Source organism: Amaricoccus sp. (assembly GCF_017995835.1).
Taxonomy (GTDB): domain Bacteria; phylum Pseudomonadota; class Alphaproteobacteria; order Rhodobacterales; family Rhodobacteraceae; genus Amaricoccus.
The window spans coordinates 25,631-39,226 of the sequence record NZ_JAGOID010000019.1; the positions used below are offsets into that span (position 1 = coordinate 25,631).

11 protein-coding genes are annotated in these 13,596 nt (G+C 72.8%); 6 read left to right on the forward strand and 5 right to left on the reverse strand.

Translation table 11 applies throughout. From position 1 onward, the window contains the following. Nucleotides 1-35: 35 nt before the first annotated feature. Nucleotides 36-803, reverse strand: coding sequence for a tRNA pseudouridine(38-40) synthase TruA (gene truA / locus KBA23_RS05115; RefSeq protein WP_290737440.1), 768 nt, complete (start codon nt 801-803; stop codon nt 36-38). A gap of 127 nt (nt 804-930) precedes the next feature. Here truA and KBA23_RS05120 point away from each other — a divergent pair, with 127 nt between their 5' ends. Together KBA23_RS05120 and KBA23_RS05125 are read left to right on the forward strand one after the other, a co-directional pair. Continuing rightward, the gene (locus KBA23_RS05120; RefSeq protein ID WP_290737443.1) at nt 931-2,349 is read left to right on the forward strand and encodes a YcjX family protein; all 1,419 of its coding nucleotides are present in this window, start codon (nt 931-933) and stop codon (nt 2,347-2,349) included. A gap of 37 nt (nt 2,350-2,386) precedes the next feature. After that, entirely contained in the window at nt 2,387-3,379 is a 993-nt protein-coding gene (locus tag KBA23_RS05125; protein WP_290737446.1) for a TIGR01620 family protein, read from the forward strand. Between the two features lie 343 nt (nt 3,380-3,722). Here KBA23_RS05125 and KBA23_RS05130 read toward each other — a convergent pair whose 3' ends face one another. Next, complete coding sequence (locus KBA23_RS05130) at nt 3,723-4,343, reverse strand: class I SAM-dependent methyltransferase (protein ID WP_290737449.1); 621 nt, start codon at nt 4,341-4,343, stop codon at nt 3,723-3,725. Between the two features lie 52 nt (nt 4,344-4,395). After that, entirely contained in the window at nt 4,396-6,165 is a 1,770-nt protein-coding gene (locus tag KBA23_RS05135) for a glucan ABC transporter ATP-binding protein/ permease (protein WP_290737452.1), read from the reverse strand. Nucleotides 6,166-6,377: 212 nt separating this feature from the next. On the opposite strand from KBA23_RS05135, the gene ileS reads away from it, so the two are divergent. After that, a complete protein-coding gene (gene ileS / locus KBA23_RS05140) occupies nt 6,378-9,305 on the forward strand; it encodes an isoleucine--tRNA ligase (RefSeq protein ID WP_290737455.1) in 2,928 nt (975 codons plus the stop codon). A gap of 58 nt (nt 9,306-9,363) precedes the next feature. On the opposite strand, the gene KBA23_RS05145 is transcribed toward ileS, so the two are convergent. Then, nucleotides 9,364-10,053 carry a calcium-binding protein gene (locus KBA23_RS05145; protein WP_290737458.1) on the reverse strand — a complete coding sequence of 230 codons (690 nt, stop codon included), beginning with the start codon at nt 10,051-10,053 and terminating at the stop codon, nt 9,364-9,366. A 240-nt stretch (nt 10,054-10,293) separates the two neighbouring features. Next, a complete protein-coding gene (locus tag KBA23_RS05150; RefSeq protein WP_290737461.1) occupies nt 10,294-10,875 on the reverse strand; it encodes a calcium-binding protein in 582 nt (193 codons plus the stop codon). Between the two features lie 175 nt (nt 10,876-11,050). On the opposite strand from KBA23_RS05150, the gene KBA23_RS05155 reads away from it, so the two are divergent. The 3 genes from KBA23_RS05155 to KBA23_RS05165 are packed head-to-tail and all read left to right on the forward strand — an operon-like array spanning nt 11,051 to nt 13,417. Continuing rightward, a complete protein-coding gene (locus KBA23_RS05155; RefSeq protein ID WP_290737464.1) occupies nt 11,051-11,401 on the forward strand; it encodes a PepSY domain-containing protein in 351 nt (116 codons plus the stop codon). Nucleotides 11,402-11,405: 4 nt separating this feature from the next. Beyond that, complete coding sequence (locus tag KBA23_RS05160; protein ID WP_290737466.1) at nt 11,406-12,092, forward strand: response regulator transcription factor; 687 nt, start codon at nt 11,406-11,408, stop codon at nt 12,090-12,092. Then, on the forward strand, nt 12,089-13,417 hold the full coding sequence (locus tag KBA23_RS05165) for a HAMP domain-containing sensor histidine kinase (protein WP_290737468.1): 1,329 nt from the start codon (nt 12,089-12,091) through the stop codon (nt 13,415-13,417). Before KBA23_RS05160 ends, KBA23_RS05165 begins: the two co-directional genes overlap by 4 nt. Nucleotides 13,418-13,596: the final 179 nt, after the last annotated feature.

Sequence of the window (13,596 nt, forward strand, 5' to 3'; positions counted from 1 at the left end):
ACGTTAGCGGCCGCAAGCGCCGCCGGGAAGGCCCCTCAACCGAACGGGTCGACCGGATAGCGCACGGCCGTCAGGCACAGCCCGTCAGGCGGCGCGACCGGCCCGCAGGCCGCCCGGTCGCGCGCCGCGAGCGCGTCCCTCACGCGCCCGGGCGTCCAGGCCCCCGCGCCGACGCGCTCCAGGGTGCCGACGATGCTGCGCACCTGGTTGTGCAGGAAGGACCGGGCGCGGAGGCGAAAGCGATACTCCATTCCGCCCGGATACGGCAAAGCCTCGACCGACGCCTCGTCGAGGGTCTTCTCCGGGCTCGCGGCCTGGCAGATCGAGGACCGGAAGGTGGTGAAGTCGTGCCGCCCGACGAGAAAGGCCGCCGCCTCGCGAAGCGCCGCCACGTCGAGGGGTCGCGCTACCCGCCAGGCGCGTCCCCGCTCCAGCGCCAGCGGCGCCGCGCGCGCCACGATCCGGTAGACATAGGTCCGCTCCACCGCGTCGAACCGGGCATGAAACCGCGCGCCCGCCGCCGCCGCCGCCGTCACCGCCACCGGCTGCGGCCGCAGATGTGCGTTCAGCGCCGCCGCCAGCCGGGCCGGCTCCCAGTGCCGGCCGAGATCGACATGCGCGACCTGCCCTTCGGCATGGACCCCCGCATCGGTCCGCCCGGCGCCGAACACCGCCGCGCCGCCGGGCTCGATCCGCGCCACCGCCGCCTCCAGCGCCCCCTGCACGCTCGTCGCCACGGCCTGCCGCTGCCAGCCCGCGAACGGCCCGCCGTCGTATTCCACCCTGAGCGCGTAGCGGGGCATTCCCGCCCCCTACCCCGGGCCGCCTGCCGAGCCAAGGCCGCAGGCGGCCGACGGCGGTCGTGTGGCGCAGGTTGCAAGCCCGCGTCCGAGAGCCTAGGTCTCCGCGACGCCCCCCGGGAGCCGCGACTTGGACCTCGCCCGCATCGCCGACCGCCTGACCCGCACGATAGAGGACCAGGTCCAGGAGATCGGCGGCCTGTTCGACCCGGTGATCCGCCTCGGCGTCACCGGGCTGTCGCGCGCCGGCAAGACCGTGTTCGTCACCTCGCTCGTCGCCAACCTGCTCGAGCGCGCCCGGATGCCGCAGCTCCGCGCCGCGGCGCAGGGCCGCTTCCTCGCCGCCTACCTGCAACCGCAGCCCGACCACACGGTGCCGCGCTTTCCCTTCGAGGACCACCTCGCCGCGCTGCTCGCGCCGGAGCCGCGCTGGCCGAACGGCACGCGCTCGATCTCGACGCTGCGCCTGTCGCTGCGCCTCGCGCCCTCGGGCTTCCTCGCGCCGCTCTCGGGGCCGCGCACAGTCCACCTCGACATCACCGACTATCCCGGCGAATGGCTGCTCGACCTGCCGCTGATGAGCCTCTCGTTCACCGAATGGTCGCTGTCCGCAATCGCCGCCGCGCGCTCGCCGGCCCGCGCGCGGCTGGCCGAAGGCTGGCTTGCCCGACTCGAGCCCCGCGACCCTGCCGCGCCGCTCGACGAGAGCACGAGCCGGGAGCTGGCGGCCGAGTTCACCGCCTATCTCCGGGCCGCCCGCGAGGCCGGGCTCTCCTCCGTCGCCCCCGGCCGGTTCCTCATGCCGGGCGACCTCGAAGGTTCGCCCGCGCTCACCTTCTCGCCCTTGCCGCGCCCGGACCGGACGCCCTCCGGCTCGCTCTGGCGCGCGTTCGACAAGCGCTTCGAGTCCTACAAGCGCGTCGTGGTCGAGCCGTTCTTCCGCAACCACTTCGCTCGGCTCGACCGTCAGGTCGTGCTGATCGACGCACTTGGCGCCCTGCACGACGGACCCCGCGCCGTCGAGGATCTGCGCGTCGCGATGACCGACATCCTCGGCTGCTTCCGCCCCGGCGCAAACTCCTGGCTCGCGCCGATCCTCGGCCGGCGGATCGACCGCATCCTCTTTGCCGCCACCCGCGCCGACCACGTCCACCACACGCAGCACGCCCGCCTCGCCGCCGTGGCCGAGGCCTTGGTCGCCGAGGCCCGCAGTCGCGCCCGCTTTCGCGGCGCCGAAACCGCGGCCATGGCGATCGCGAGCCTGCGCGCCACCACCGAAGCGACGGTGACCCGCGACGGCCGCGCCATCGACGTCGTCCGCGGCCGCAGCCTCGACACCGGCGAGGAGGTCGCGGTCTTCCCCGGCGACCTGCCCGAGGACGTCGCGAACCTGCTCGCCGGCGCCCGCGGCGCGGGCGCCGGCCGCGAGGCGGCGGCCTGGCGGGTTCCCCGTTTCGCCCCGCCGCGCCTGTCCCAGGCCCCGGGCGACGGCCTGCCCCATATCCGGCTCGATCGGGCCGCGGAGTTCCTGTTCGGAGACAAGCTGTGAGGACGGCCCCGATGCCAGCCCGAGCCGGCCGACGCGCATGAGCCGCGCGCCCGAGCCCTTCGTCATCCCCGCCGCGGCGCTCGGCGAGAGCGACGTCGATCCGGCGAGCGCGCCGCCGCCGCCCGACGAGCCGCCGACCGGCGCCGCCATGGTGCGCATGGCCGAACTCGCCGCCCGCCCGCCGCGCGGCGGCGGCTGGCTCTGGCCGACGGCAGGCGCGCTCGTCTCGATGATGATCGGCATCGCCGCCTGGGACTACGTGACCCGTCTGCTCGCCCGCAGCGAGGTGCTCGGAACCGCGGTCCTGCTGCTGATGGGCCTCTTCGCCCTGCTCCTGCTCGGTCAGGTGGCGCGCGAGCTCCTCGCCATGCGCAAGCTCGCGCGCATCGACGCCTTCCGCGCCGAGGCCAGCGCCGTCACCGCCGCCGCCGACGCCCGCGCCGCCGCCGCGCTGGCCGAGCGGCTGGCGCGCTTCTACGGCGGCCGGCCCGAGCTCCAGTGGTCGCGCGACACGCTCGCCGCCGAGCGCGCCCACCTGCTCGACCCCGACGCCATTCTCGCCGTCACCGAGCGCCACCTGCTGGAGCCGCTCGACAACGCCGCCCGCCGCGAGATCGAGGCGGCCGCCCGCACCGTGGCCGCCGCCACCGCCGTCGTGCCGCTGGCGCTCGTCGACGTCATGGCCGCGGCCTCGCAGAACATCCGCATGATCCGCCGGATCGCCGAGATCTACGGAGCCCATGCCGGCCTGCTCGGCTCGCTGCGGCTCCTGCGCGAGGTCGCGACGCATCTTCTCGCCACGGGCGCGGTGGCCGTCGGGGACGACCTGATCGGCTCCGTCGCGGGCGGCCACCTCGCCGCGCGCCTGTCGCGGCGTTTCGGCGAGGGTGTGGTCAACGGGGCGCTGACCGCCCGCGTGGGCGTCGCGGCGATGGACGTCTGCCGACCGCTGCCCTTCGTCGCGCTGCCGCGGCCCAGGGTCTCGAACCTGATCGGGCGGGCTCTGACCGGGCTTTTCGGCAAGGGGTAGGCGCCGGGCTGACGGACGGGAGGCGGCAGTTGCCGCCACAAGGGGCGCGCAGGTGCGCGCGAGTCTTCTTTGCCTGTCCCGCGCGCGTTCGCGCGGGACCGACTGCTCTCCAGGTTAGCTAACCTGAATGAAAGCCTTGGGTTTCCTTCAATCTGACCGTCAGGCGGAGATCCCGCGCACGGCCCAGGCGCGGGCGACGAACGGGATCGTGCCGTCGGGGGAGCGGGGGAGGTCCTGCGACAGCGCCTCTCGCAGGCGCGCGCAGGCCGGGGGGTCGAGGGTGGCGCAGTACCCGGGCGCCGGGCCGGAGCCGAGGGTGAAGGGGCGCCAGTAGTCGTCGAAGTCACGAAAGACTGTCGGGACCGCGAGCGCGGCGCAGGCGACGTCCGCGAGGCCGGCCGCCTCGGCGAGGGCGCGCCAAGGCCTCCGCCGTACAGAAGGGGAAGCGGCGGTCCTCGGCAAGGTCTGCCGCCGCCGGGTCGAGCGAGGTCGCGACGGACCAGAAGGCATGGACGAATTCGAGGCCGCCGGAGGGATAGTCCCAGACGTAGAAGGCGACCGTGCCGCCGGGGCGCACGGCGCGGCGCATCTCGGCGAGCGCCAGCGCCCGGTCGGGCACGAAGTTGAGGACGAGGCCGGAGACCACGATGTCGTGGGCGTGGTCAGGGACGGGCAGCGCCTGCGCGTCGCCGGGCAGGAGCCGTGCGGTGGCGCCAAGACTGGCGCGGGCCTGCTCGAGGAAGGTCTCGGACGGCTCGACGCCGGTGAGGCTCGCGGGCGCGCAGCGCGCGACGATCGTCCCGGCGAGCGCGCCCGTCCCGCAACCGATCTCGAGCCAGTCGAGTCCCGGCGGCGGGTCGACCCAGTCGAGGAAGCGTGCCGCCGTCAACCGGCTCCAGCGCCCCATGTAGAGGTCATAGCTATCGCCGGCGCTCCAGGCGTCGTGTCGGGACTGCTGGGACATCGCTCCGGCCCTCCCGGGCGGCAGGATACGCCTGCCCGGCCGGGCGCGCCAGTCACATGGGCGCGGCGTCCGGCCCTTCGCGGCCGGTGTTCTGGACAAAGCCGCCCTCGGCGACGAGGCGGGCGAAGAGGCCGCCCGCAGCGGCGAGGTCGCGGAAGCCGCCGCGCTCGACGATGCGGCCGCGCCGGAGCACGAGGATCCGGTCGGCGTCGGCGACGGTCGAGAGCCGGTGCGCGATCACGAAGGTGGTACGGCCGCGACGCAGCGCGTCGAGGGCGCGCTTGATCCTCGCCTCGGTCTCGTTGTCGAGCGCGCTCGTCGCTTCGTCGAGGATCAGGATCGGCGCGTCCTTGAGGATGGCGCGGGCGATGGCGATGCGCTGGCGCTCGCCGCCCGAGAGCGCTGCGCCGCGCTCGCCGATGACGAAGTCGTAGCCGCCGGGTTTCGACGCGATGAACTCGTGCGCCTCGGCGAGGGTGGCGGCGCGCTCGACCTCGGCCATGCTCGCCGTTGGGCGGCCGACGCGGATGTTCTCGGCGATCGAGCGGTTGAAGAGCCCCGCCTCCTGGAACACCACCGCGACGCTGGCGCGCAGCGAGGCGAGGGTGACGTCGGCGATGTCGGTTCCGTCGATGGTGATGCGCCCCCGGTCGGGCTGGCGCAGGCGTTGCAGGAGCGCGAGCGCCGTCGTCTTGCCGGCGCCGGTCGGGCCGACGAGGGCCACGGTCTCGCCGGGGCGGGCGGCGAGATCGAGGTCGAAGACGCCCTCCGTCGCGCCGGGGAAGCGGTAGCTGACGTCCTCGTAGGCGACCGCGCCCACGACCGGGTCGAGGGGCACGGCGCCCGGGCGTTCGGCGACCGCGCCCTCGGCGTCGATCAGCGCGAACCAGCTGGCGAGCGTCGGGGCCTGGCGAAACACCTGGGCGACGAAGCTCGACAGCATGTCGAGCTTGCCGATCAGGAGGTTGGCGAAGGCGACGAAGGCGACGACCTCGCCGACGCCGATCTCGCCGCGCGCGGCCAGCACCGCGCCCGCGGCCAGCACGAGCACCATGGCGATGGTGGCGGCGGCGCGGGAGAGCACGGTGGCGAGGCCCCACCAGGTGAGGACCGGGTACTGCGCCGCGAGGAGGTCGTCCATCGCCGTGCGCATCTCGGCCATCTCGGCGCCGACGCGGGAATAGCTCTGCACCACGGTGACGTTGCCGAGCACGTCGCCGACGCGGCCGAACACCCGGCCATGGTGGCGCTCGACGCTGCGCTGGCCGGCCCCGGTGCGGCGGATGACAAGGTGGTTGATCGCGGCGTAGGCGACGGCGAGACCGCCGAGAATCGCCGCCATGCGCGGGTCGAGGCTGATCGCGGCCGGGATCATCAGCAGGATCGAGACGGCGGCGGTGAGCTGGCTGCGCAGGAAGGAAAGCCACTGGGCGAAGAGCGCGTCGGAGCCGGCGAGAATGGCGCGCACCACCGCGCCGGAGCCACGCTCGGCATGGTAGCCGAGCGGCAGGGTGATCGCGCGCTCGAAGGCCTCGCCCATGGCGGCGAGGCGGCGGCGATGGGCGAGCCGATCGGCCTGGACCGAGACGACGACGCCCGCGACGATGCCGAAGAGCCCGAGCCCCGCCCAGAGCGCGATGACGCAGAAGGGCCCGGTCCCGCGTGCGATCGCATCGACGACGCGGCCGAAGAGCACCGGCTCGGCGAGCTGGACCAGCGCGACGAGGACGCCGGCGACGGCGAGGAGCGCGGTCACGCCGCGCTCGGCGCCGAGGAGGCGGAGCGCACGGAGGTAGAGGCGCAGGGTGGATGTCTCGCTCATGTCCCGCCTACCGCGCGCTTCGGATCAGCCTTCGCGCGGGGCGGCGTCCGTGGCAAGCGGCCCGAAATGCGCATTGCGGGCCGGGCTCGCCGCGGCTAGAAGCCCTCGCATGGCGAGGATCGGCTTCACCGCGCGAATTACGTCCCCGGCGTCCTGAGCCGTCTCGGGGCCGCCGGGTCACGTCCCTCTTCGCCCGCGCCCGAGGATCTCCCATGCCTGCCGACGTCTCCGTCACCGACGCCCCCGACTACAAGGACACCCTGTTCCTGCCGCGCACGGACTTCCCGATGCGCGCCGGCCTGCCGGGCCGCGAGCCCGGCTGGCTCGAGCGCTGGCAGCGGCTCGGGGTCTACGCCCGCCTGCGCGGGTCCGCGGCGGGGCGGGCGCCCTTCGTGCTCCACGACGGGCCGCCCTACGCCAACAACCACCTCCACATCGGCCACGCCCTCAACAAGGTGCTGAAGGACTTCATCGTCCGCTCCCAGCAGATGATGGGGCGCGACAGTCGCTACGTCCCCGGCTGGGACTGCCACGGCCTGCCGATCGAGTGGGAGATCGAGAAGCAATACCTCGCCGCCGGCAAGGCCAAGCCCGACCTGACCGACCCGGCCGCGGCGAAGGCGTTCCGCGCCGAATGCCGCGCCTTCGCCGCGCACTGGCTCGACGTGCAGCGCGAGGAGTTCAAGCGGCTCGGGGTGACGGGCGACTGGGACGATCCCTATCGCACCATGGACTTCCACGCCGAGGCCGTCATCGCCGACGAGTTCATGAAGTTCGTGATGAACGGCTCGCTCTATCTCGGGTCGAAGCCGGTGATGTGGTCGCCCGTCGAGCAGACCGCGCTCGCCGAGGCGGAGGTGGAATACAGGGACCACCAGAGCCACACGATCTGGGTGAAGTTCCCGATCTCTCACGGACTAAGTTCCGACCGAACCATCGATGACCTATTGGCTGCCAGCATCGTCATCTGGACGACGACGCCGTGGACGATCCCGTCGAACCGTGGAATCGCCTACTCACCCAATATCTCCTATGGCCTCTATGAGGTGACCGATGCGCCGGCCGACAACTGGGTCGCGACCGGGGAGAGGCTTGTGATTGCCGACGCTCTGGCCGAGAGCTTCTTCAGCTCGGCTCGTGCAAACGGATACGAACGACTACGAGGTCTGGTTCCCAGCGAGCGGTTTCCTGCGGTCTGCCGCCACCCGCTCGCGCTCCTAGATCCGTACTGGGACTACGACATCCCCGTCCTCGAAGGCGACTTCGTCACCGACGATGCCGGCACCGGCTTCGTCCACATGGCGCCGAGCCACGGCCTTGACGACTACGAGCTGTTCGTCAGGAATGGCTTCGTCGACCGCATGACGCATAACGTGCTGGAGGACTCGTCCTTCGCACCGCACGTTCCCTTCTTCGCGGGGATGCGGATCCTCGACGCCAAGGGCAAGGAAGGCCCCGCCAACAAGGCGGTGATCGAGAAGCTGATCGAGGCCGGCGCGCTGGCCGCGCGCGGGCGCATCAAGCATTCCTACCCCCATTCCTGGCGCTCCAAGGCCCCGGTCATCTACCGCAACACGCCGCAGTGGTTCGTAGCCGTCGACCAGCCGCTCCGCGACGGCATGGGCGAGTACGGCGACACCATCCGCGAGCGGGCGCTGACCTCGATCGAGCGGCTGGTGCAGTGGACCCCCCTGACCGGGCGGAACCGCATCCACTCGATGGTGAGCACGCGCCCCGACTGGGTGCTGTCGCGCCAGCGCGCCTGGGGCGTGCCGCTCGCCTGCTTCGTCAGGCGGCTGCCCGAGGGCAAGGTGGAGCTGCTGCGCGACGAGGCGGTGAACGCCCGCATCCGCGACGCCTTCGAGGCGGAGGGCGCCGACGCCTGGTACGCCGAGGGCGCCAAGGCGCGGTTCCTCGGCAACGACCATGACCCGGCCGAGTGGGAGCAGGTCATGGACATCCTCGACGTGTGGTTCGACAGCGGCTCGACCCACGCCTTCGCGCTCCGCGACCGCGACGACGGGGTGTGGCCGGCCGACCTCTATCTCGAAGGCACCGACCAGCACCGCGGCTGGTTCCAGTCCTCGCTCCTGCAGGCCTGCGGCACGCGCGGCCGCGCGCCCTACAAAGGCGTGCTGACCCACGGCTTCACGCTCGACGAGAACGGGCTGAAGATGTCGAAGTCCGTCGGCAACACCGTCGCGCCGCAGGATGTCATCAGGCAGTACGGCGCCGACATCCTGCGGCTCTGGGTGGCTCAGACCGACTACAGCGTCGACCAGCGCATCGGGCCGGAGATCCTCAAGGGCGTCGCCGACAGCTACCGGCGCCTGCGCAACACGCTGCGCTTCCTGCTCGGGGCGCTCGACGGGTTCGAGCCCGCCGAGCGGCTCGGCCTCGACGAGATGCCGGAGCTGGAGCGCTGGGTGCTGCACCGGCTGGCCGAGCTCGACGCGACGGTGCGCGAGGGCTATGCGGCCTACGACTTCCAGGGCGTGTTCCAGGCGCTCTTCCAGTTCGCGACCGTCGATCTCTCCGCCTTCTACTTCGACATCCGCAAGGACGCGCTCTACTGCGACGCGGCGACCTCGACGCGGCGGCGCGCCGCCCGCACCGTGCTCGACGCGCTCTTCGCCCGGCTCGTCTCCTGGCTCGCGCCGATCCTGCCCTTCACCATGGAAGAGGTCTGGCTGGAGCGGCATCCCGGCGAGGAAAGCTCCGTCCATCTCGTCGACTTCCCCGAGACGCCGGCGGCCTGGTACGATCCGGCGATCGGGACGAAGTGGGAATACGTCCGCCGCGCCCGCCGCGTCGTCACCGGCGCGCTGGAGATCGAGCGGCGCGAGAAGCGCATCGGCGCGAGCCTCGAGGCGGCGCCGGTCGTCCATGTCTCCGACCCAGACACGCTCGCCGCGCTCGAAGGCGCGGACTTCGCCGAAGCCTGCATCGTCTCGGCGATCGCCGTGACCGGGGCGCCGGCGCCGGCGGACGCCTTCCGGCTCGACGACGCCCATGGCGTCGCGGTCATGCCTGGGCTGGCCGAGGGCGAGAAATGCGCGCGCTGCTGGCAGATCCTGCCCGACGTGGGCAGTCACGTCCACGCGGGCGTCTGCGCCCGCTGCGACGAGGCCCTGGGCTGACGCGTCGCGAGGTTCGGGCCGCCCCGCAGCTGGCGGAGCGGCCCGGCTGGACCCATCGTCAGAGGATGAAGTCGCTCGACCCGAGCTGGTCGAGGTCGACGTTCAGCAGCGTCAGGCTGCCGTTCGAGCCGAAGTCGAAGACGACGTCGGCGCCACGCTGGTCGGCGTAGGCGAGCGCCTGCGACGCGGTGGAGAAGTTGAAGTCGTCGAGGTCGATTCGGTCGAGGCCGTTCTCGAAGTCGTAGATCGTGTCGTGGCCGTCGCGCTTCTCGAACTCGAAGACGTCCGCGTCGGCGCCGCCCCGCACGCGGTCGTTGCCCGAGCCGCCGTCGATGCGGTCGCGGCCGGCATCGCCGAAGAGCGAGTCGTTGCCCGCGCCCCCGTCGATCTCGTCGTTCCCGTCGTCGCCGCGGATCACGTCCCCGCCATCGCCGCCGTCAAGCTCGTCGTTGCCCGACCCGCCCCACATGCGGTCGTTGCCCGCGCCCCCGTCGATCTCGTCGTTGCCGATCCCGCCCGAGAGCGAATCGTCGCCGAGCCCGCCGTCGATCTCGTCGTTCCCGTCCTCGCCGCGGATCGCGTCGTTGCCCGCGCCGCCGTCGAGCTCGTCGTTGCCGAGGCCGCCATAGATGTGGTCGCCGCCGTCAAGGCCATAGATCTCGTCGTTGCCGGCGTAACCGCGGATGATGTCCTTGAGGCTCGTGCCGCGCAGGACGTTGGCCCCGCTGGTGCCGTTGATCGTCGCCATCTCTCGTTCTCCGTCGCTGATGTTCCGAGTCTGGGACCGCGTCGGTCCCGACGCTTCCGCTATGCCCCGAGTCGCCTGACGGCCCCCTGACACCGCCCGTCAGCATTCCGTCAGGCTTCGGCATCGTGACGTCGCGCCGCGGCCGCCGCCCCTCCCGAGACGGAAACGGGGACGCGAGGTTGCCCCCGCGTCCCCGCGCCTCGAACCTCCGCCCCGCGCAGGAACGGCGACGGCTCCGGATCAAAGGATGAAGTCGCTCGCGCCGAGATCGGCCATATCGGTGTCGCGCACCACCAGTCGGCCCGCGTTCCCGAAGTCGAACACCACGTCGGCGCCGACCTGGTCGGCGCGGGCCAGCGCCTGGCCGGCATTGGCGAAGTTGAAATCGTCAAGGTCGATCCGGTCGAGGCCGTCCTCGAAGTCCTCGATCACGTCGCGGCCGTCGCCGCGCTCGAACTCGAAGATGTCCGCGCCCGAGCCGCCGAAGAGCCGGTCGTTGCCGGCGCCGCCCTCGAGCCGGTCTCGGCCCGCGCCCCCCAGGAGCACGTCGTTGCCCGACCCGCCGTCGAGCTCGTCGTTGCCCGAGCCACCGCGGAGGACGTCGTTGCCCGCACCGCCGTCGAGCTCGTCGTTGCCGTCGTCCCCGCGCAGGTCGTCATTGCCCGCGCCGCCATCCAGCTCGTCGTTCCCCGTGCCGCCGAAGATGCGGTCGTTGCCGCCTCTGCCGTCGATCTCGTCGTGGCCGCCGAGGCCGCGGATGATGTCCGCGAGGTTCGTGCCGTCGATCTCGTTGTTCCGGTTGTTGCCGTTGATCGTCGCCATGATGTCGAGTCCCTTCCGATTATCGGTTCTGCGCCCTTCCGGGCCGCCGTCCGGTCCGCCGCCGCGGCTCCTCCGCCCGGCGCATCCGACACGGCCTTCATCATCCGAGTCGCCTGACACCTGGCTGATGCGCTCCGTCAGCGTCCCGTCAGGTCGTCCGAGGCATGGTGTCGGAATGAGATCGCGCGTTCGTCTCCTCGCCCCGCTCTGCGCCGCCGCGCTGCTCGTCCCGCTCTCCGCGGGCGGTCAGGGCGCATCGCCCCCGGTTGTGGACACCCCGCAGCTCGACCCCGACTTCGAACGCGCCCTCGGCGCCGTGCAGAGGGGCGAGATCAAGCGGCTCAGCGACATACTGCCCGGCATAGAGGCGGAGTTCGGCGGCCGCGCCATCGAGACGGAGATCGAGACGGACGACGGCCGCTGGGTCTATGAAATCGAGATCCTCACCGCCGACGGGCGGCTTTTCGAGGTGGACGTGGACGCCGTCACGGGCGAAGTCATCGACGTCGAGGAGGAGGTCGATTGACCCGATGCGCGCGCTTGCCGTCGAGGATGACCCGCGGATCGCCCGTGATCTCGTCGCGGCGCTGACTGCGGCGGGGTTCCGCGTCGAGACCGCCGGCGATGGCGAGACGGCGTGGTTCCTCGGCGACACCGAAGACTACGATCTGATCGTTCTCGACCTCGGCCTGCCGCAGATGGACGGACTTGCCGTGCTGAAGCGCTGGCGGACCAACGGCCGCGAGACGCCGGTGCTGATCCTGAGCGCGCGCGGCACCTGGTCCGAGCGCGTCGAGGGTATCGACGCCGGCGCCGACGACTACCTGCCGAAGCCCTTTCGCATGGAGGAACTGGTCGCCCGGGCCCGCGCGCTGGTGCGCCGCTCGGCCGGGCGCGGCGGCGCCGTGCAGGAGGTGGGCGGGCTCGTCATCGACACGACGCGGATGAGCGTCACGCTGAACGGCCGCCCCGTCGGCCTCTCGGCGCTGGAATACCGGCTCGTCGCCTTTCTCGCGCTCCAGCCCGGCAAGGTCACGCCGCCCTCCGAACTGCTGGAGCATCTCTACGGCGACGACGACGCCCGCGAGGCGAACGCGCTCGAGGCGCTGGTGGCCCGGATTCGCCGCAAGGTCGGGACCGGGGTGATCGGCACCCGCCGGGGCTTCGGCTACTTCCTCGAGGAGGGGCTCGACCTCGACGGCGGGCCGGCCAGGTGACGCGAGGCTCGCTGCGCCTGCGCTTCCTGATCGCCGGCGCGGCGGCGCTGGCGGCCACCCTCGCCGTGGCGGCGCTGGGGCTGGCGCTCCTCTTCGACCGGCACGTCGAGCGGCTCGCCGTCGCCGAGCTCTCGGCCGAACTCGATCACCTCGCCGCCGGCCTCGGAACGGGATCGGAAGGGCTGATCGTCGCGCGGGCGCCTTCGGATCCGGGCTACGTCCAGCCGCTCTCCGGGTCGTACTGGCAGATCGAGACCGGCGGCCGGACCCTGCGCTCGCGTTCGCTCTGGGACCAGAAGCTGACGCTTCCGCCGCGCGCGTCCAGTGACCCGAACCTGCGCGAACTGCACATGACTGGCCCCCGCGGCGAGGCCCTGCTGGTCGCGACGCGCGCCCTGCGCATCGGGGACGAGAGCGTCGAAGCGACCGTCGCCACGGACCGGGCCGACCTGACGGCGGCACGGCGCGCCTTCCTCGGCGACCTCACGCCCTATCTCGCGCTCCTTGCCATTGCGCTGCTCGCTGCCGGCTGGGCCCAGGTCACGATCGGCCTCCGCCCGCTCGCGCATGTCGGCGAGCGCGTGGCCGCCCTCCGCTCGGGGGGAGCGACGCGGCTCGGCGAGGACTTCCCCTCCGAGGTCCGACCGCTCGCCGCCGAGATCGACGCGCTGATCGCGGCGCGCGAGACCGACGTCGAGCGCGCCCGGGCCCGAGCCGGCGATCTCGCCCACGCGCTCAAGACGCCGCTTCAGGCGCTGATCGGCGAGGCGGCGCGGGTGCGCGCCGCGGGGGCGGCGTCGGCGGCGACGGGGATCGAGGACGTCGCCAGCGCCATCGACCGGCACGTGCAGCGCGAACTGGCGCGCGCCCGCGTCGCCGGCGCCGCCCGCGCCGCCGTCGCGGATCCGGGCGCCGTGATCGCCGGCGTCCTGTCGGTGCTGAAGCGCACCCCCGAGGGCCGCCGCGTCGCCTGGGAGGTCCGCGCCGAGGCGGCGCTCCGGGTCCGGATCGACCCGACCGACCTGATCGAGGCGCTCGGCGCGCTGGCCGAGAACGCCGCGCGACACGCCGCCACCCGCGTCACGCTGATGGCTGGGCGCCGCGGCGCCCTTGCCGCCATCGGCGTCCGCGACGACGGCCCGGGCGCGGCGCCGGAGGCGCTGGAGCGCATGCGCGCCCGCGGCGTCCGGCTCGACGCCCGCTTCCCCGGCCAGGGCCTCGGCCTCGCCATCGCCGGCGAGATCGCCGAGGCCGCCGGCGGCAGCCTCGAACTCGCCGACGCCGCGCCGGGCCTCGAGGCGACCCTGCTCCTGCCCGCCGCCTGACGCCGCCCCCGCGCGCCCCGGGCGACCAGGAGGTCCGTTTCGGAACCGCCGGCCCCGCGCGGCGATTTCCATAGCCCGAAGCGGAAATGGGGATTATACTGGCGCAAGAGCGGGTTCGGCCGTCGCGTCGCCGCCATGTCGGGACAAGAGTTGGTCAAAGCCTGCCAACAGTCGTGGGT

What these genes read in the sequence shown, in the direction of transcription:
- truA (WP_290737440.1), bottom strand. Translation starts at nt 803, where the DNA reads ATGCCCCGCTACGCGCTCAGGGTGGAATACGACGGCGGGCCGTTCGCG.
- KBA23_RS05125 (WP_290737446.1), top strand. Translation starts at nt 2,387, where the DNA reads ATGAGCCGCGCGCCCGAGCCCTTCGTCATCCCCGCCGCGGCGCTCGGC.
- KBA23_RS05130 (WP_290737449.1), bottom strand. Translation starts at nt 4,343, where the DNA reads ATGTCCCAGCAGTCCCGACACGACGCCTGGAGCGCCGGCGATAGCTAT.
- KBA23_RS05135 (WP_290737452.1), bottom strand. Translation starts at nt 6,165, where the DNA reads ATGAGCGAGACATCCACCCTGCGCCTCTACCTCCGTGCGCTCCGCCTC.
- ileS (WP_290737455.1), top strand. Translation starts at nt 6,378, where the DNA reads ATGCCTGCCGACGTCTCCGTCACCGACGCCCCCGACTACAAGGACACC.
- KBA23_RS05145 (WP_290737458.1), bottom strand. Translation starts at nt 10,053, where the DNA reads ATGGCGACGATCAACGGCACCAGCGGGGCCAACGTCCTGCGCGGCACG.
- KBA23_RS05150 (WP_290737461.1), bottom strand. Translation starts at nt 10,875, where the DNA reads ATGGCGACGATCAACGGCAACAACCGGAACAACGAGATCGACGGCACG.
- KBA23_RS05155 (WP_290737464.1), top strand. Translation starts at nt 11,051, where the DNA reads ATGAGATCGCGCGTTCGTCTCCTCGCCCCGCTCTGCGCCGCCGCGCTG.
- KBA23_RS05160 (WP_290737466.1), top strand. Translation starts at nt 11,406, where the DNA reads ATGCGCGCGCTTGCCGTCGAGGATGACCCGCGGATCGCCCGTGATCTC.